Here is a 17,409-nt window from a genome sequence, read left to right as displayed (position 1 = left end):
CTACGGATAAGAATGGGTCAGGCGCTCGCCGGAACCTCGATCAGCTCCATCCCGCCCTGCCGGGTGCGATGCAGAACCAGCGCAATTCCCGCCAGATCGCGGAAGACGAAGACGTCGCGGTCACGCAGATCGGACTCCTTGACCGCCTGCTCGATCGACATGGGACGGTCGGCCAGACCGTTGGTCGTCCGCGTCAGATGACGGTCGACGGTGGAGTGGACCGAAACCGGAACCGGCTTGCGGCCGACGGTGCGGTGCCCGTTCCTGGTCTCGGCCAGCGGCTTCAGAGAGGTGGTTCGGACGACGCGGACCGGCTCGGCCTCGGCCTGCTTCGCCTTTAGATCCGTCTTCGGGTGGCGGGTCGTGGTGCTCTTCTTCTGCTTGTGGCGGACGACCTGCTGCTCGATCTTGGCCAGCGCATCGTGCAGTGCGACGGACATCTCCGACGCCTCGCATGTCGCCACAAGAGCCTGGGATTTGCAGTTGGCCGTAATCTCGGCGATCTGCCGATACTTGTCCACGGTGAGGATGACGTGTGCGCTGACGATGCAACCGCCGAGCTTGCCAATCTGCGCAAGTCCCGCTTCGGCCTGTTTTTTCAACTTCACTGTAACGGTGGTGTGTCTTCCGGTGTACTCAACCGCCATATGTTCACCTCGTTCGTGACCGTCCCGCCAAAATGGCGGGAGTGGTGTCACTCTACACCTTTTGACGCTCCATTCACATCCCCCGCAACCCGGTTTCGCGATCTTTTCCCGAATCAAACCTACCGCACTCTCCGCTGGTGCGTGCTCGGAATCTGCATGTCCTCGCGATACTTCGCCACCGTCCGCCGCGTCACGTTGATGCCCTGCGCCTTCAGCTCCGCCGCCAGATAGTCGTCGGTATGCGGCTTGCGCGGATCTTCCTCTTCGATCAGCTTCTTCACCTTGCGCTTCAGCAGCACCAGCGGCAGGTCGCCGCCCTCGGGCCCGTTCACGCCTTCCGAGAAGAAGAAACGCAGCTCATAGACTCCCTGCGACGTATGCACGTACTTGTTTGCCACGGCTCGGCTGACGGTCGAGGGATGCACGCCGATCTCCTCGGCGACCTCCTTGATCATCATCGGCTTCAGCGCCTGCTCACCGCGTTCGAGAAACTCCGCCTGCCGCCGCACGATCACCTCGCAGGTGCGGACGATGGTGTTCTTCCGCTGCTCGATATTGCGCAGAAGCTGGATAGCGGATTTGTACCGCTCTTTCACGTACTCCTTTACCTCGCGCTCGGTCTGCTTCTGCCGCAGCATCTTGCGATATCCCTGGTTCAGCCGCAGCGTCGGCATGTCGTCCTCGTTCATCACGACGACGTACTCGCCCTCGCGCTTCACGAAGGCGACGTCCGGCTCGATCAGCCGCGTCTCAGCAAGGTTGTATCGCTGGCCAGGGCGCGGGTCGAGCGTGCGGATATAGTCGATCGCGGTCTGCACCTCGTCCGCCGTGCGATTGCAGAGACGCGTCAACTCGCGCATGTCCTTCTTCTGCAACAGCGCCAGGTGCTGCGATACGATCTGCCGTGCGGTCGCGAAGACGTGAACCGCGGGCGGCGGTGGAGGCGCAACGTAAGCCGTCTCGCCGAAGACTCCTTCGTCTTCGGAGTCGGCCTCCGGCGCGGGCTGGCTGGCGGCGAAGCGCTCACGCCGGCGCAAGGTCATCTCGGCCTCGCGCTGCTGCGCGTCGATCTGGATGAGCAGGCACTCGCGCAGGTCGCGCGCTCCGACTCCCAGCGGGTCCAGTTGATGCAGAATCGCACGCGCCTCCGCGATGGCGGTCAGGGCGCCGAAGTCTGACTGCGCCGCCGGCTCTTCCTCGCGAACCGCACTCAGGCCGCGCTCGAACGGGATCGGGTCTGGCAGCATGCGCGCCATCATCGACTGCGTCAGAGCCTCGGCAAGTTCCTCATCCGAGGCGGTCAGGTAGCCATTCTCATCCAGATTGCCCACGATGAGTTCAGTCGCCAGCCGGAGGGTCGGCGAGAGGCTCAGCGCGCCAAGCTGCCACATCAGGTGGTCCGAGAGCGTGCTGGGCTGCGAGAGAAAGTGTTCGAACGAGGGCTTGTCGGAGTCCTCGAAGCTGGTCGCCGTCTTGAAGCCGGGGTCGAGGTAGTCCTGAAAGTAGCTGCCGAAGTCGATCTCGTCGAAGGGGTCTTTCTCCACCCGCTCGGACTCGGCGATCTTCTCCTCGACGGAGCGCTCGCGATCGCCCTCGATGCCCACTCGCTCGTCGAGGGTGGCGGCGGACTCTTCAAGCTCCTCGAGCACCGGGTTCTCGACCATCTCGGAGTTGATCATCTCCTTCAGTTCGAGCTTGTTGAGCGCGAGGACGCTGACCATCTGGACGAGGCCAGGCGTGAGCACCTGGCGCTGCGACACCTTCAGATTCAGCCGGGGTTGCAAGAGCACGGGAACACCTCAAAAAATTGCCAGTAAAGGAAGCGCCCGAATCTGCCGATATCGAGTACATCCAGTTCAACTGGCTGTAGCTGCACTCTATCGCAACACAGGCGGATGAGCGAGTTTTAACAATTTGGATGCAGCCGGCGCGGTTCAAAAACGGACTTATTCGCCGCGGAGATAGATCTCGACACGGTCGCTCGTCCACGTCGCAACGCCTGTGCCGAAGAAGTCCCGCTGCGGCGCGGGGCTAATCCATCGAGAAGTTCTCACCCAAATAGATCCGTTTGACCTCCGGATCCCGGCCCAGTTCGCCCGGCGTGCCGGTGCGGAAGATCTTGCCTTCGGCGATGATGTACGCCCGGTCGGTCACCGAGAGCGTCTCGCGCACATTATGATCCGTAATCAGCACGCCGATGCCGCTCGCCTTCAGCGCGAAGATGATCTCCTGCAGGTCCAGCACCGCGATGGGATCGATTCCCGAAAAGGGCTCGTCCAGCAGAATAAATGCAGGGTCGATGCACAGGCAGCGCGCAATCTCCACCCTGCGGCGCTCGCCGCCCGAGAGCGCATAGCCCCGCGTCTTGCGCACGTGGCCGAGGTTCAGTTGCTCGATCAGCCGCTCCGTCCGCGTGCGCCGCATCTCCCAGCTCAGCTGCGACTGCGACTCCAGTACGGCGAGGATGTTCTCCTCCACCGTCAGCTTGCGGAAGACCGAGGGCTCCTGCGGCAGGTAGCTGATGCCGTGCTTGCGCGCGCGCAGGTACATCGGCAGCCGGCTGATGTCGACGCCGTCCGAGAGCACGCGGCCGGCGTCCGGCAGCACCAGCCCGACGATCATGTAGAAGCTCGTCGTCTTGCCGGCGCCGTTCGGCCCCAGCAGCCCGACCACCTCGCCCTGCCGAATCTCCAGGCTTACGCCCCGCACCACCTCGCGCCCACCGTACGACTTCCCGATCGCCTCGGTCGATAGAACACGCATCTGCTTCGTCTCGTTCGCGCCCATGTCTGCCACTATTGTTTCACCTTCGTCTCCGTGTGAACGCGTCCCGGGGTATCGCCGCCGGTGACCAGGATGCTGTTGTCGCCAGAGCGGAAGCGCATCGACTGGCCCGTGATCGTCCCCTGCGTATCGTCGACCACCTTCGGCGGCGCGGACTTCGTCCCGGTCAGGACGGAGGTCTGATCCGCGGCCGTGTAGACCAGTTGCTCGCCCGTGGCCACGCGGCCCGGCTGCTCGATCCGAATGTCGCCGGTCGCTGTCATGTGATCGATGCCGCCGCTGGGAATCGCCGGCGCTGCGGGGCTGCCCTTGGCCGTGGGCGCCGCCGCCGGAACCAGGTAGACCACCGCGTCCCGCGCATGCAATGTGCCGCCCGCATCGTCCACGCGGACGCCGCCCTTCAGGTCGATCCGCCGCGCCTCGTCGGCATAGAGCATCTCGCGGCTGGCGATGCGGACCGGACCGCGCTGCCCGTTCGCCGCTGCGGGCGCGCCGGGCTTCGCGGGCTTCTTCGCCGCGTCCTTGGCCGGAGCCGCGGGGACCAACACCGCATGGACCGCCGCCGCGTCACCCGCGCCGTGCGCGAAGAGGGTGCGCTTGTCCTGATCGAACTCCAGCACCGGCGCCTCCACCTGCGCGCCTCCCTGCCACATCCGCGCGGCGTTGCCGTAGAACACCGCCGTGCCCGCGTCATGATGCATGACCGCCCTGTCGGCGAGGATATGCACTGGCTCCGCCGGCGGCGCACCTGTGCGGACAGGCTGCAGATAGCTCGTCAGCACAGCACCCTCCGCGACCGCATCGCCGGTGTCCTGATCGAGATCGATCTTCGCCGCCCAGAGAGCGCCCGTAGGATCGGTCATCTGCGCCGAGCCGCTCAGCACGACGTGGTCGGTCGCCGTGTCGTAGACCGCATCGGCTGCCGTCGCATGTTGCACGGTCGCACGCTGCGTCGTCGAGGCAGCGCCGGACTTTGCCGGAACCGTGCGGTTGACGTGGACGTCGCCATGCTGACTGGCGCGCTGCATCTCGACCTGTGGGCCTCCCGTCGGCGGCTTGGCGCCCTTCGCCGTCGGCTTCGGCGCGAAGCTCGCATCGAGCACTTCGCCCGAGCTGGTCTGGTCGACCCCGTGTTCGTCCACCTGATGGATGACGGTATTGCCCGCGCCATGCAGGGTCGAGAGCACGGACTCGCCGCCAGCCGTGTTGAAGTGTGCGGTCAGAACATCGCCCGAGAGGTCCGAGACGTTAATCTTCGTTCGCGCGCCCGACTTGTTCGCCGTCGCCAGCGAATGCACCCGCGCGCCGCCCGTGGCCACGGCATCCTGGAGAACGGTGTTGTCCTTGCCCTGCGCCGCCATCGCCAGTTCGAGCTTCGCCGCATGCAGGTCGCGAATCCCATCCGGCACGATCTCCTCGCCGGTCACATCGCCGGTCACGACGATGTGCGAGACGCGGCCCAGCGCGTCGAAGGCGATCCGCGCGTCCTGCGCCTCGCCGGTCGTCTGGCGATTGCTCTCATCGTCGGTGTAGCGCAGCTTGCCGAAGAGATGCGCCTGCTGCGCGCGGCCATTCTTCACCAGCGCGTCGGCGTGCTCGGCGACCAGCGTACCCCGGGCCGAGGCCGCCAGCGTCACGTTTCCCTCCGCCTCGATGCGCTCCGGATTGTTGTCTTCGTCGGTATGGACGATGGCGTGGTTCGCACTCATCGTCTCGTTGCCATGACCGTCCGAGACGGCGGCAAAGTGGGCCACGTCCATCAGAATGACACGATCCTTTTGATTCATCACAGCATGCGCAGCGTTGATGGCAAACGGCTTGTCCTGCATGATGCCGCTCAGCAGCACGTCCGTCCGCAGGACGATCAACCCGCTCTCCGAGTCGTAGTCCGCGCCGTGCGCATGGCCGGAGAGCCCCCCGGAGGTGAACTCCACCTGCTGGTCGGTCACAGCGCGGTGCGTCTTTTCCTCATACGAAAGGCCGCTCGTCCGGATATGGATGACGTGATCGTTCGCCGATCCGGGCTCGCCGTTGGATACGACCGGGGCGGCGTTCTTGCCATGCCCGGTGCTCGAGGGCGCGGCGAGGTCGATCTGCACCTCGCCCGTCGCGACGATCTGGCCTGCGGGCTGGTCATACTCGAACTGGCTGCCGTAGATATGGTCGGCGCGATCCTGCTTGCGCCCGTACAGGACGATGCCGACATCGTGCAACGTCCATTTGCCGTTCGTGTGCTGCACGGCCTTCGCCGCATGGATCGTATAGATGGTCTTGCCCTGCGAGGACTGCGAGTAGGTATACCCGTTGGTCTCCTGCTTGATATCGATGCCCAGCTTGCCCGGCAGATCGTGCAGGAACTGACGCGCCTGGAGACGCGAATACCCAAGGTAGCCGGCGATCACCAGGATCAGCACACCCGCGCCCGCCAGCAACCCGACCTGCAATTTTCTGATCGAAAAACCCATCGCGTTCTATCTTCTCATCCGGCCTCGGATGCGGCCTCTCAACTCCCGTATTGATTGGTCTGTAAACTATCGATATGGCCGATCAGCTCTACCTTAGCCTCTGGTTTCCCAACTTCCGATTCGATGCCCTGCCCGCCGCCATGGTCGCGGTGCTGCGCCAGTTTGCGCTGGTGGGCAAGAACAAACGCGTCTCCGCCGCAGCCGCCTACCCAATCAGCTTCACCGAACCCGCCATCTACAGCCGTGTCTATGTATTGGACGCGCGCGCGGAGGAGTCGAAGGACACCGAAGACGCGATTATTGAAAATGCCGTCGCCGAATGCACCGAACTGCTGCACGAGGACACGGCCTATGAGTTCGAGATGAAGTGGCAGCTCTGGACGCCCGAGGGCGGCGAAGGATTCGATACCGTCTGGAAGCTGGCTCCCGCAACCGTCAGGTTCCTCGGCTTCGGCCCCCAGTTCGACGACGCAACCTTCGAACAGAACGGACACATCCGTGTCGACTTCGGCCTCGACACACCGTGGGTCTTCGACGAAGAAGAGGACTTCGGCGATGAAGAGGCCCAGGCCGAGGCGGCCAAACACATCAAGGAGAACGTCGAGATGCTTCTCGCCTTTACCCTGAGCGTCGAGAAGCACTGCGGCATCTCCAGCCGCCTGCTTTGGACCGAGTCCGGCGAACCGCTGGCGGAGAAGTTGATCGCGCGGTTGCAGCGGCTGAACTGAATGCTCCTGCGCTTGTCATCCTGAGCGCAGCGATGGATCTGCTTTTGGGGGGCCGGCGATCATGCCGGAGCCAAAAAGCGGATCTTTCGCTACGCTCAGGATGACAAACCACTCGCCAATAACCTCTACTCTTCTCCAAGCGACGGATAGTCCACATACCCTTCAGGGCCATGCGTATAGAAGGTTGCGGAGTTGAAGTCGTTCAGCGGCGCGCCCTTGGCGAATCTGGCCGGCAGATCGGGATTCGAGATGAAGAGCTTGCCGAAGCCGACCGCATCGGCCTCGCCCGCTTCGATCACCTTGTTGGCCTGCTCGAAGGTGTACTTCTCGTTCGCGATGTAGACGCCGCCGAAGGCCTGCTTCAACTCCGGTCCCAGGCGATCCTCGCCGTAGTATTCGCGCGCCATCAGGAAGGCAAGCTTGCGCTTGCCCAGCTCGCTCGCGACGTACAGGAAGGTCTCACGCGGGTTCTGGTCGGACATCGACATGACGTCGCCGCGCGGCGCAAGGTGCATGCCGACTCGACCCGCGCCCCAGACCGAGATCGCCGCATCGGCCACTTCGAGCATCAGGCGGCCACGATTTTCGATCGCGCCGCCGTACTCGTCGCCGCGCTCGTTCGAGCCGGAGTGCAGAAACTGATCCAGCAGGTAGCCGTTCGCGCCGTGGATCTCGACGCCGTCAAATCCCGCGTCCTTCGCGTTCTGCGCGCCCTGGCGAAAGTGCTCGACGACGAGCTTGATCTCTTCGATGGTCAGCGCATGCGGCGTCTCGAACGGAACCTCCGGCCGAATGTTGTTGACGTGTCCGCCAGGCGGGATCGCACTTGGGCCGACGGGCAGCTTGCCATTCAGGAAGCGCGAGTGCGAGACGCGGCCGACATGCCAGATCTGCGCGAAGATGCGTCCGCCGCCCTCATGCACAGCGGCGGTGATGGGCTTCCAAAGCTCGGTCTGCTCCTGCGACCAGATGCCCGGAACCTGCGCGTAGCCGACGCCCATGGGCGAAACCGGAGTGCCTTCGGAGATGATGAGTCCAGCCGAGGTGCGCTGCCTGTAGTAGTCCGCCATGATCGGCGTCGGCAGATGATCCGGCGTGCCGCGCAGACGGGTAAGCGGCGCCATAATGACACGGTTTGGAAGCGAGAGGTCGCCAACCTGGATCGGATCGAGCAGCTTTGCCACTATAGTGTCTCCCTTTGAACCTTCAGTGCATGAGATGACGTCCGCGCGCAGAAGATGCGGACAGCGAATGGCGGTAACATAGAGGGGTGGCCTCCATTACGCTCAAAACGCCCTCTCTCAGCTACGACATTCACATCGCCGCCGGTCTGCTGCGCACGCTCTATCCGCGGCTGAAGAAGCTCTACCCGGCGAAGAAGAGCTTCCGCCCGATCATCGTCACGTCCGAAAACATCTGGGCGCTGTGGTCGAAGGACGTGCTCGCCAGCTTTCCCGAGCCGCCGACGGTGCTCTTCCATCCCGTGGGCGAGAAACACAAGCGGCTCGCCGCGGTCGAGAAGCTGGCCGACCAGATGGTGGAGGCGGGCGCGGACCGCGACACGCTGCTGCTGGCGCTGGGCGGCGGAGTCGTCGGCGATCTGACCGGATTTCTCGCGGCCATCTACATGCGCGGCATCCCATATGTGCAGTTGCCGACGACGCTGCTCGCGCAGGTCGACTCGTCGCTCGGCGGCAAGACCGGCGTCAACCTCGCGACGGGCAAGAACCTGATCGGCAGCTTCCACCATCCGCTGGCCGTCTTCGCCGATACGAACGTGCTCGCGACGCTGCCGCCGGAGGAGCTGCGCGCCGGTCTGCACGAGTCGATCAAGGCCGGCATCATCTACGATCCGAAGCTCTTCAAGTACATGCAGGCGAACGCCGAGGCGATTCTCGCCGCCGACCCCGCTGCCCTGACCAAGGTCGTCGCCGCGTCGGTGAAGGTGAAGGCGGAGGTCGTCGGGCTGGACGAGAAGGAAAACGGCCTGCGCATGATCCTGAACTTCGGCCACACGCTCGGCCATGCGATCGAGGCGGCCACCCAGTACAAGCAACTGCTGCATGGCGAGGCGGTCGCCTGGGGCAGCATCGCGGCGGTGCAGCTTGCGGTCTCGCGCGACGCGCTGAGCGAGGAGGACGCGAACAAGATCGTCAACACGATCATGACCTACGGACCGCTGCCGCAGTTCCGCGCGGATGCGAAGAGGCTGGTCACGCTGACCGCGGGCGACAAGAAGCGCCGCAGCGGACGGCGGGCGTTCGTGCTGCCGAAGGCGATCGGCACGGTTGAGGTGGTCTACGACGTGACTGACGCGGAGCTGCTCTCGGCCGCCAACTCCATGCTCACGCTGATGAAGGCTCAGGCGTGATTGCGCGGCCCGAGCACGAGCTTTCGACCGGCGCGAAGCCCACGCCAAGCGCCGACGAGCGCACCGCCGCGCTGACCGTCCAGCAGATGTTCGACACCATCGCGCCGAAGTACGATACGGCGAACCATGTCCTGTCCGTCGGGATCGACCGCTGGTGGTGGTGGCGAGCGGCGCGCCAGTTCCACACCACACTCCAGAATCCGGCCGCTGTGGCGCTCGACCTCTGCTGCGGCACGGGCGACATGACGCTCGCGCTGCTGAAGCACCGGCCCGCGAACGGCGCGCCTATCCTGGCGGTCGACTTCTCGCACCAGATGCTCTCGCGCGGAGCGGCGAAGTTCGCCGGTCTGAACATCGTCCCGATCGAGGCCGACGCGCTGCACCTGCCGATCGCCGACGCGTCGGTCGACCTGGTGACCTCGGCCTTCGGCTTTCGCAATCTGGCGAACTACGAAGAGGGCCTGGCCGAGCTTTACCGCATCCTGAGGCCCGGCGGACAGATCGGCATTCTGGACTGCAATCAGCCGGAAGGGCTGGTCGGCTTTGGCTACAACCTTTATTTCAAGAAGGTTCTGCCCCGGCTGGGCGGGTTGATCTCGGGCGAACGCGGCGCCTACAGCTACCTGCCGGCGTCGGTCGAGCGCTTCCCTCGCCCACCGCGGATGAAGCAGTTGATCGCCGCCGCTGGGTTCAAGAATGAAAGCTGGACGGGGTATACGTTCGGGACGGCTGGACTATATAAAGCGTTCAAGCTCTGAAATGCAACATCGAACCTGTACGATCTGACCATGAGCCCGACGGCCACGCAAAAACAGACCGAGGAACGGCATGCGGCAAAACGCTCGGCTGCGTTGCTGTCGGTCGTCGCCGCTTTTTTCATCACGTTACTGAAGCTGGCAACCGGCCTGCTGACCGGTTCGCTGGGCATGATCTCGGAGTCGGCGCACTCGGGCATCGACCTGATCGCGGCGGCGATTACACTCTTCTCGGTGCAGGTCTCGGACCGGCCGGCGGACGAGGACCACAACTACGGCCATGGCAAGGTCGAGTCGCTCTCGGCCTTCGTCGAGACAGTGCTGATGCTGGGTTCGTCGATCTGGATCGTGTACGAAGCGGTGCGGCGCATCTTCTTCCACGAGCACCTGACGCTGGCGCTGAACATCTGGCCGTTCCTCGTGCTGGGGCTTTCCATCGCGGTCGATTTTACCCGCGCGCGCAACCTGGGCAAGGTCGCCGAGGCGCATAACAGCGAGGCTCTGGCCGCCGATGCGATGCACTTCGGCACCGACATCTGGTCGTCGGTCGCGGTGCTGATCGGCCTTTCGGCGACGGCGCTGGGCGTTCACTTCCACTCCACGAAGCTGGAGCTGGCCGACCCGGTCGCGGCGCTGATCGTGAGCGTCATCATCCTGAAGGTGAGCTGGTCGCTCGCGCGCGGGACGATCGACAACCTGCTGGACGCGACGCCCGCGCAGGGCGCCGAAAGCGGCGGCCAGACCCGGCGCAACCTCATCCGCGATCTCGCGGCCATCGACGGCGTGCTCTCGGTCAATCGGCTGCGGACGCGGCGTTCAGGTTCGAGCTACTTCGCCGACGTGACGCTGGCGATGCCCCGCGCGCTGACGTTCCAGCGTTCGGAGCAGATCACCATGGCCGCGACCGCCGCGATCCAGCGCGTGCTGCCCGATGCGGACGTCGTCGTCCACTCGGTGCCGACGGCGACGCTGGCGGAGTCGGTGCACGACCGCATCCGCGCGGCGGCAGGGCGGGCGAACCTTTCGATCCACGACGTCTCGGTGCAGCAGTATGACGGCGCGTTGCACGTGGAGCAGCACCTGGAGCTGCCGGAGTCGCTGCCGCTGCGCACGGCGCACGACCTGGTGACGCGGCTGGAGGCGGACATCCGCCGCGAGGTGCCCGCCATCGCGACCATCCTGACGCACATCGAATCCGAGCCCGCGACGATCGAGCATCCGGCGTCGCTCGAACGGGATCGCCAGCTTGAACATACCTTGCGCAACGTGGCGCAGCGCTTTCCCGAGGTGCTCGATATCCACGACGTGTTGGTGACGCGGCACCACGACCGCACGCAGGTGAACTGCCACTGCACGCTGCCGGACGATCTGCCGATGGGCGAGGTACACGCCATCATCACCGCGCTTGAGAATGCGTTCAAGCTGGAGGCGCCGGAGGTGAGCCGGTTGCTGATTCATCCAGAACCGGCTACGGATAACCGGCGCTGATCTACCAGCTCAGGAGATAGAGCGCGACGCCTTGCCGGGGCAGCGAGGTCTTCAGCCGGACAGGCTCGGTCGCGGTCTTCTTGACGGTGATATCTTCCATGGTGGCGAGGCCGCCCACCTTCCCCAGCGTCGCAATCTGCTCGACCGTCGGCTTCTGCGGCGAACCCATCGCGAGCCACTCCGTGTAGGCGTTGCCGTGGTCGTGGTCCATGCGGTACTGCGTCACCTGGACCTGCTTTGCGGGGATGGCGTCGACCTCCAGTTCCAGCCTTGCGGGGGCCGCGTCGACATCCTCATCGTGATAGTTCCACAGCACCGCCGCGACGGTGTTGCCCTGGCGGGTAGCGATGCCGTTCACGTCGGGCGCGACGGTTACGCCGTGCTGCAGAATCTCGTCGACCGTCAGAGCGCCGGTGCTGGTGACCGGCAGCAGCTTGCCGCCGAGTTTGCCGTACATGCGGAAGACGTTGAGGACCGGCTTGTCGACGCCGTTCGTCGCCAGATCGCGAAAGCCCGCGAACCACGGCTGGCCCTCGAACTCGAACGCCCAGGTAACCGCGCCGAGCAGATTGACGCCACGCCGGCGGGCGAGTTCGGAAGAGCGCGCGAGCATCTCCGCCACGCTGACGCCGTAGAGCGCACCGTTACGATAGCCGTTCCTCGGCCCCTGGCAGGCGGCGCAGCCCTCGGGGTCGCTCTCGCTCAAGATCAGCGGCGTCTGTTTGTACTCCGGAAACTCGGCGACGATGCGCATGCCCTCGTCGGTTGCGGCGAGCTGGCGGGCGAGACCCATGGTGACATGCCCATCCTTGAACTGCGGGCTGCCCTTGGGATGGAAGCTGATGAAGTCGAGTGGCGCGCCGGTCTTGCCCGTATCGGCGTTTAAGCCTCGCGCGCAGTGCTCCAGAAAGTCGTGGAAGAAGGGCTTCTTCTCGCTCGGGTAGGGTCCGGTCGCGGCGGGTCCGCCCACGATGGCGTGCGGCAACACCTGCCGCACGGCGCCGGTGGTGATGTCGTATAGCTTGAAGTATTCGGCGGGCGTGCCGTGGAAGTACTGGATGTCCGGCTCGTTCCAGACCTCCCACTCCCAGGTGTCGACGTCTGCGCCGTAGCGTGCGTGCAGGTGCTCGACCCAGGAGACGATGAGCGCGCGCCACTTGGCATAATCCTTCGGCGGATACGACCAGCCGGTATAGACGTCGGGCTTCGCCGGGAAGCCGTGGCGATAGGGCTCCGGGTGCGGCGAGAGCGCCTCCGGCATGAAGCCGATCTCGACCATCGGACGGACGTGCGCGGCCTTCAGGTTGTCGAAGAGGCGGTCGGTGATGGTCCAGTCGTAGACCGGCGAGCCGTCGGGGCGCTCGGTGTAGACGTTGGTCGAACCCCACTTGAGCGAGCCTTCGCCGTCGCCGGTGGTCAGCAGGTTGTGGGGACGGAAGTAGACCGGCGTCGCCGGGTCGATGGCGCTGAGTTCGCGCAGCAGCTTCGCGCCGTTGGGGGCGTAGCTGTAGTTGGGCTCGTCCGCGCCGAAGTAGTTCCAGACCGGCTTGTAGTCGCCCATGGGATGCGCGGCGTCGATATGAATCTTGACGGCGGGCTGCTGCGCCGCGGCACACAGAGACAGGCCGGCCAGCATGGCCGCCGTGGTTTTCCAAAGACGCACCATCTCGGAACGCTCCCTTGCCGGATCTTCCTGAAAACGGTTTCCGGACGCCTGCCCATCATACGCACCCGCTGCGGAGGACTGCCAGCCTGTATCCTGAACACACACGATGAAGCGCTTCTTCAACATCCTGCTCGGAGCCCTTGCCATGATCGCGATCGCGATCGTGTCGGCGTTCGTGGCGATGCGGCTGGCGATTCACGGGCGAGAGGTGGAGGCGCCGAACCTGGCCGGTCTGTCCGTGACCGAGGCCGCCGCGCGCGCCAGCGACCTGGGTCTCACGCTGAGTCTCGAGAACCGCTTCTACTCCACCGCCGTGCCGGCCGGCCACGTGATCACGCAGTCTCCCGTGCCCGGTTCGCTGGTGCGCCGCGACGGACAGATCCGCATCGCCGAAAGTCTGGGCGGACAGCATGTGACGATTCCCGACCTCGTCGGCCAGTCGGAACGCGCGGCAACCGTGATTCTGCGCCGGCTGACGCTGGAGGTTGGCGCGGTGTCGTATATACCATCGTCGAGCCCTGAAGGCACGGTGATCGCGCAGACGCCGGCGGCGAAGACCGTCGGGGCGGACAGTCCGCGCGTAAGCCTGATCGTCGCCAGCCCGCTGCCCGACGCGGCGGCGACGGCCTACGTGATGCCCGTACTGACGGGTCTGACCGTCGGCACGGCAAATATGCGGCTGGCTACGGCGGGCCTGCATATCGCGGGCGCGCAGGATTCGAGCTCTCCCGCGCCGGTTGCGACGGCTCCGGCTGCGATGCCTACGCTCGATATCACGGGGCCCGCGCCGAACGCCTCTTTGTCCCTGCCCGGTTCGCCCGCAGTCGCTGTTCCGGCGGCGCCGCGACAGGCGCCGGCGAGTTACGTGATCGTCAGCCAGATGCCGCCCGCCGGGCATCGGCTGTTGAAGACGGATACGATCCATGTGTCGGCTGTGCCTCGCACGCCTTCCGTCGCCACGCCGTAAGCCGCTACTCCTTGAACTTCTGACGGATCTGAACCGTGCGGTCGAGGGAGTCCACGGCTTCGAGCACCTTGCGGCGCAGGTCGGGATCGATCCTGTCGTTGTTCAGCCAGGCGTGCACGGCGGCTGAGGCCGAGGGGCTGTTTTGTCCGTCGACGAATGCGCCCAGCCATGCGCCGAGGAAGAAGATCTTGCGATGCTGCTTGATCTCCGGCAGCTCGTTCAGCGCCTGGGTCAGGTAGCTCTCGGTAAGGGCGGTCTGGTTCCACGCATTGAACGGGCGGAGGCTCTGCGTGATCCAGTCCTCCTGGATGCTCTGGCTGTGGAGGTACTCGTCGAAGTAGCGCGCCTTCACGGCCGCGGATGGCTCGCCGGCGGCGACGGCGTAGGCGTAGCGCTGGCCTTCTCCGCTATGGTCGCGGTCTTTTTCGGCGGCGTAGATCGCTGCGGCCTCGGGGTCGCCCATCTGGACGAGATGGCCGACGAGGTTCCAGCGGTCGAGCGGCTTCAGCGTCAGGCCGGGGACGGCCAGCTTGCCTGAGAGCAGATCCTTCACCTGCTGCATGGCTGCGGGCGTCTCGGCGATGGAGGTGAAGGCGCGGAAGCTGACGATGCGGATGCCGAGCGACGGCGCATGGAGCATGCGGTCCGCGATCACCGACTCAGCCTTCGGCGCAAGCGCCCTGCGGCCAGCGTCGTGCAGGTAGCCGTGGAGCGCGGCCGAGATGCGTCCGCCCTGCACGCGCGCGAGGGATTCATCCGTCTCCGTCGGCAGCGACTGCAGGGCCAGTTCGGCGTAGACGCGCGGCGGCGACTGGGCGACGTGGACATTATCCCAAAGCGCGCCCCAGAGCATCGTATCCAGCAGCGGATCCTTCGATGGGTGTGCGGCGAGGAGATGGCGGGCGGCGGCGGGCTCGCTGGCGCGATCGAGCAGGAAGCGGCCGTAGCCCTCGTCTCCTGCGTTGGCGAAGACGAATGCAGGGCACGGCTGACCGGCGGCCTCCGCGACGCTGGTCGAAGCTGTGCTCCAGTCGACGCGGACCGTCTTGTCGCCAAGGCTGATCCGGTTGGAGATGGGCCAGAGAAGGCCTTCGGGGAGGACGTCATGCTGGGTCAGGGTGAGGTCTGCGATCTTGCCCGCTTTGCACGACCACGATGCCTCCACCTGCGGCATGCCGCGATGCTTGATCCAGGCATCGGCCCATGCGTCCATGCCGGCTGCGGCCGGGCCGCCGGCCTGTTTGAAGGCGCCGATGAGGTCGCTCCAGCGAGCGTTCGAGTAGCCATGGTCTTTCAGATACATCCGCAGCCCGCCGCGAAAGGCATCCGGACCGAGTTTGAACTCCAACTGCTTCAACACCGCCGGCGCCTTCTGGTAGACGATGGCTCCATAGGCGGATTTGGCGTCCTTGAGGTTCGCGATGTCCTGAAAGATCGGCGTCGTGCCTTCGGTCTCGTCGATCCCGTAGGCCAGCGGCTTGATGTCTTCGTAGAAGTGCTTCCACGGGTTCGAGGCCGGTTCGAGCTGCGCCAGCGCCTTGTACGCCATGTACTGAGCAAAGCCTTCTTTGAGCCAGAGGTCGTCGAACCAGCGCATGGTGACGAGGTCGCCGAACCACTGGTGGCAGGTCTCGTGCAGGACGAGGATGTTGCGGCGGAAGTAGTCGCTGGCAGTCGGCGTGGAGCGGAAGAGGACGCTGTCCTCGTTCAGGAAGGTCTCGCCCGCATGCTCCATGCCTCCAAAGGGAAAGCCGAGGATGAGGACCAGATCGTATTTGGGGAACGGGAACGGCTGCGCGAAGAACTCCGAGAAGAAGCCGATGCCCTGCGCGACCATCTGCTGAACCTGCGGCGACTCCTGCTGGGCGCGGGCGAGCTGCGATTTGCGGACGTAAACCGTCGGCTCGGCGGGCTTCTGCGAACGCACCGGCACGAACGGGCCTGCGGCGAAGGCGAAGAGATAGGTGCTGACCGGCAGGGTTTCGGGGAAGTCCGTGCGGCCTGCTCCCACGCTGACCGGCTTCGTGTTGCCGATGACGGTCCAGCTCTCGGGATGCCGCAGTTCCAGGGTAAAGCGAGCCTTCAGGTCGGGCTGGTCGAAGCATGGGAAGGCCATGCTGGCGTCCATGGGGACGAAGAGCGTGTAGAGGTACTCGCTGCCGTCGTCCTTATCCTCATAGCGGGTGATGGCCTTGCCCGCCGGCGCGGCGTTGCTGGTGAAGGCGATGGTCAGAGTGTTGAGGCCGGCGATGGCGGGCAGCATGAGGTGACCGTTGACCAGCTCGGTCGGGATCGCCTTGCCGTTCAGCGTCGCGGACTGCACCGTGCCGTCGCGGTAGTCGATGGGCAGGTCGCCGGCGGCGTCGCTGTCGAAGGTGAGGGTCTCCGTCCCGGCGACAGTTGCGGCGTGCTCCTTCAGAACGAACGACAGGCGGTAGCGCAGGTTCGAGACCCGGCCGGCGCGCGCGATGGCAAGCGCATGCGAGACGCCGGGCTCGGCTGGGTCGGCCATCACATTTTTCGAGGCGACGAGCAGCATCGCCGTGGCGAGCAGAAGACAGGCGCGGGTTCCGCGAAGGGTCGGCATGGGGTTGATGTCATGCTATCCCGGCTTACCTCCCCGCGCCACCATGCGGCCGCAGCGCGAGCGAGAGAAAGCGCTCGATGTCCTCGACGTTCTTCTGGTAGAACTCCGGGCTGGCCCAGTAGGTATGGCCGGCGCCGGTGGCGGTGAAGAACTCCACCTGCGCCTTCGCGGCTCGCAGGGCGGCGACGAAGGCCTCGGCCTCGGAGAACGGAACGACCTTGTCGGCCGTGCCGTGTCCGACGAAGAACGGCGGCGCGCCGGGGTGTACCTGGTCGACCGGCGAGGCGGCCTTGCAGGCGGGCGTCGACGAGCAGACGCCGCCGAGATAGTTGGTGACCATCTGGCTGCTGTCGCCGAGGGCGGCGAGGTCGAGTACGCCGTTCAGGATGATGCCTGCCTTGACCTTCGCCTCGGGCGTGAGCGCGACCAGCGCCGCGAGCTCTCCGCCGGCGGAGCTGCCCGCGACGGCGATGCGGGTGGGATCGAGGTGAAGCTGTTGCGCGTGGTCGCGGAGGTAGCGTACGGCTTCGAGCGACTGGTGCAGCGACGCGGGATAGTGAACCGGCGCGACATCGTAATCGATGGTGAAGCCGACATAACCGTGATTCGCCAGCTCCTTGACGATCTTCGCCATCTGGTCGCGATTGCCATTGGCCCATGCGCCGCCGTGGATGAAGACGATGCCGGGGAACGGCCCGGCGCCGTTGGGGATGTAGGCATCGGCCTTCAGCGGGCCGTTCGTGCCCTGGGTGTAGTCGATCCCCTGCTGGATGCTGTAACTTGCCGGGACGGATGGGGTCTGCGCGTGCATCGCGCAGGGTGCGGCGAGCCATGCCGTAAGCAGGATGAAACAGGCGGTCAGTACCGGGCGCGGATTCATTCAGAACATCTTATCTGGATCATGTCACGGGTGATTTCGCATGGGGAAAGGTTGCGGTCAACGCGAACAAA

At 65.2% G+C, this 17,409-nt stretch carries 13 protein-coding genes; 5 read left to right on the top strand and 8 right to left on the bottom strand.

Annotation, left to right across the window (positions count from 1 at the left end):
* Window positions 1-17: 17 nt before the first annotated feature.
* From hpf to lptC, 4 genes are all read right to left on the bottom strand, one after another.
* Window positions 18-647, bottom strand: a complete 630-nt coding sequence (hpf, locus tag CHB87_RS04825) for a ribosome hibernation-promoting factor, HPF/YfiA family (protein WP_089407221.1) — start codon at window positions 645-647, stop codon at window positions 18-20.
* Between the two features lie 119 nt (window positions 648-766).
* Window positions 767-2,437 (bottom strand): RNA polymerase factor sigma-54, encoded by a 1,671-nt coding sequence (locus CHB87_RS04820; RefSeq protein WP_089407220.1) that lies wholly within the window; start codon window positions 2,435-2,437, stop codon window positions 767-769.
* A 241-nt stretch (window positions 2,438-2,678) separates the two neighbouring features.
* On the bottom strand, window positions 2,679-3,410 hold the full coding sequence (lptB, locus tag CHB87_RS04815) for an LPS export ABC transporter ATP-binding protein (RefSeq protein WP_089407514.1): 732 nt from the start codon (window positions 3,408-3,410) through the stop codon (window positions 2,679-2,681).
* 32 nt (window positions 3,411-3,442) lie between these two features.
* Entirely contained in the window at window positions 3,443-5,896 is a 2,454-nt protein-coding gene (lptC, locus tag CHB87_RS04810) for an LPS export ABC transporter periplasmic protein LptC (protein ID WP_089407219.1), read from the bottom strand.
* 74 nt (window positions 5,897-5,970) lie between these two features.
* On the opposite strand from lptC, the gene CHB87_RS04805 reads away from it, so the two are divergent.
* On the top strand, window positions 5,971-6,624 hold the full coding sequence (locus tag CHB87_RS04805) for a hypothetical protein (RefSeq protein ID WP_089407218.1): 654 nt from the start codon (window positions 5,971-5,973) through the stop codon (window positions 6,622-6,624).
* A gap of 125 nt (window positions 6,625-6,749) precedes the next feature.
* Here CHB87_RS04805 and CHB87_RS04800 read toward each other — a convergent pair whose 3' ends face one another.
* Window positions 6,750-7,808, bottom strand: coding sequence for an alkene reductase (locus CHB87_RS04800; RefSeq protein ID WP_089407217.1), 1,059 nt, complete (start codon window positions 7,806-7,808; stop codon window positions 6,750-6,752).
* Window positions 7,809-7,894: 86 nt separating this feature from the next.
* Here CHB87_RS04800 and aroB point away from each other — a divergent pair, with 86 nt between their 5' ends.
* From aroB to CHB87_RS04785, 3 genes are read left to right on the top strand one after another with little or no spacing between them, the layout of a single operon-like run.
* Window positions 7,895-8,995, top strand: a complete 1,101-nt coding sequence (gene aroB, locus CHB87_RS04795) for a 3-dehydroquinate synthase (protein ID WP_089407216.1) — start codon at window positions 7,895-7,897, stop codon at window positions 8,993-8,995.
* On the top strand, window positions 8,992-9,753 hold the full coding sequence (locus CHB87_RS04790; RefSeq protein WP_342743540.1) for a ubiquinone/menaquinone biosynthesis methyltransferase: 762 nt from the start codon (window positions 8,992-8,994) through the stop codon (window positions 9,751-9,753). Before aroB ends, CHB87_RS04790 begins: the two co-directional genes overlap by 4 nt.
* Window positions 9,754-9,783: 30 nt before the next feature.
* Window positions 9,784-11,238: a cation-efflux pump gene (locus CHB87_RS04785; protein WP_089407215.1), complete on the top strand. Its 1,455-nt coding sequence runs from the start codon at window positions 9,784-9,786 to the stop codon at window positions 11,236-11,238.
* 1 nt (window position 11,239) lies between these two features.
* Here the strand turns inward: CHB87_RS04785 and CHB87_RS04780 are convergent, their stop codons facing one another.
* On the bottom strand, window positions 11,240-12,904 hold the full coding sequence (locus tag CHB87_RS04780) for a GH39 family glycosyl hydrolase (RefSeq protein ID WP_089407214.1): 1,665 nt from the start codon (window positions 12,902-12,904) through the stop codon (window positions 11,240-11,242).
* A gap of 106 nt (window positions 12,905-13,010) precedes the next feature.
* Here CHB87_RS04780 and CHB87_RS04775 point away from each other — a divergent pair, with 106 nt between their 5' ends.
* Window positions 13,011-13,871: a PASTA domain-containing protein gene (locus CHB87_RS04775; RefSeq protein WP_089407213.1), complete on the top strand. Its 861-nt coding sequence runs from the start codon at window positions 13,011-13,013 to the stop codon at window positions 13,869-13,871.
* 4 nt (window positions 13,872-13,875) lie between these two features.
* Here CHB87_RS04775 and CHB87_RS04770 read toward each other — a convergent pair whose 3' ends face one another.
* Together CHB87_RS04770 and CHB87_RS04765 are read right to left on the bottom strand one after the other, a co-directional pair.
* Window positions 13,876-16,458: a M1 family metallopeptidase gene (locus tag CHB87_RS04770; RefSeq protein ID WP_089407212.1), complete on the bottom strand. Its 2,583-nt coding sequence runs from the start codon at window positions 16,456-16,458 to the stop codon at window positions 13,876-13,878.
* A gap of 25 nt (window positions 16,459-16,483) precedes the next feature.
* Window positions 16,484-17,338 carry an alpha/beta hydrolase gene (locus CHB87_RS04765; RefSeq protein WP_089407211.1) on the bottom strand — a complete coding sequence of 285 codons (855 nt, stop codon included), beginning with the start codon at window positions 17,336-17,338 and terminating at the stop codon, window positions 16,484-16,486.
* Between the last annotated feature and the right edge of the window lie 71 nt (window positions 17,339-17,409).

Source organism: Granulicella rosea, assembly GCF_900188085.1.
Lineage (GTDB): Bacteria > Acidobacteriota > Terriglobia > Terriglobales > Acidobacteriaceae > Edaphobacter > Edaphobacter rosea.
Note: the sequence above shows the minus strand (reverse complement) of the source record. Positions and strands in the feature narration are given on the sequence as shown.

What these genes read in the sequence shown, in the direction of transcription:
- CHB87_RS04770 (WP_089407212.1), bottom strand. Translation starts at nt 16,458, where the DNA reads ATGCCGACCCTTCGCGGAACCCGCGCCTGTCTTCTGCTCGCCACGGCG.
- CHB87_RS04785 (WP_089407215.1), top strand. Translation starts at nt 9,784, where the DNA reads ATGAGCCCGACGGCCACGCAAAAACAGACCGAGGAACGGCATGCGGCA.
- CHB87_RS04765 (WP_089407211.1), bottom strand. Translation starts at nt 17,338, where the DNA reads ATGAATCCGCGCCCGGTACTGACCGCCTGTTTCATCCTGCTTACGGCA.
- lptC (WP_089407219.1), bottom strand. Translation starts at nt 5,896, where the DNA reads ATGGGTTTTTCGATCAGAAAATTGCAGGTCGGGTTGCTGGCGGGCGCG.
- CHB87_RS04780 (WP_089407214.1), bottom strand. Translation starts at nt 12,904, where the DNA reads ATGGTGCGTCTTTGGAAAACCACGGCGGCCATGCTGGCCGGCCTGTCT.
- CHB87_RS04805 (WP_089407218.1), top strand. Translation starts at nt 5,971, where the DNA reads ATGGCCGATCAGCTCTACCTTAGCCTCTGGTTTCCCAACTTCCGATTC.
- CHB87_RS04775 (WP_089407213.1), top strand. Translation starts at nt 13,011, where the DNA reads ATGAAGCGCTTCTTCAACATCCTGCTCGGAGCCCTTGCCATGATCGCG.
- lptB (WP_089407514.1), bottom strand. Translation starts at nt 3,410, where the DNA reads ATGCGTGTTCTATCGACCGAGGCGATCGGGAAGTCGTACGGTGGGCGC.
- hpf (WP_089407221.1), bottom strand. Translation starts at nt 647, where the DNA reads ATGGCGGTTGAGTACACCGGAAGACACACCACCGTTACAGTGAAGTTG.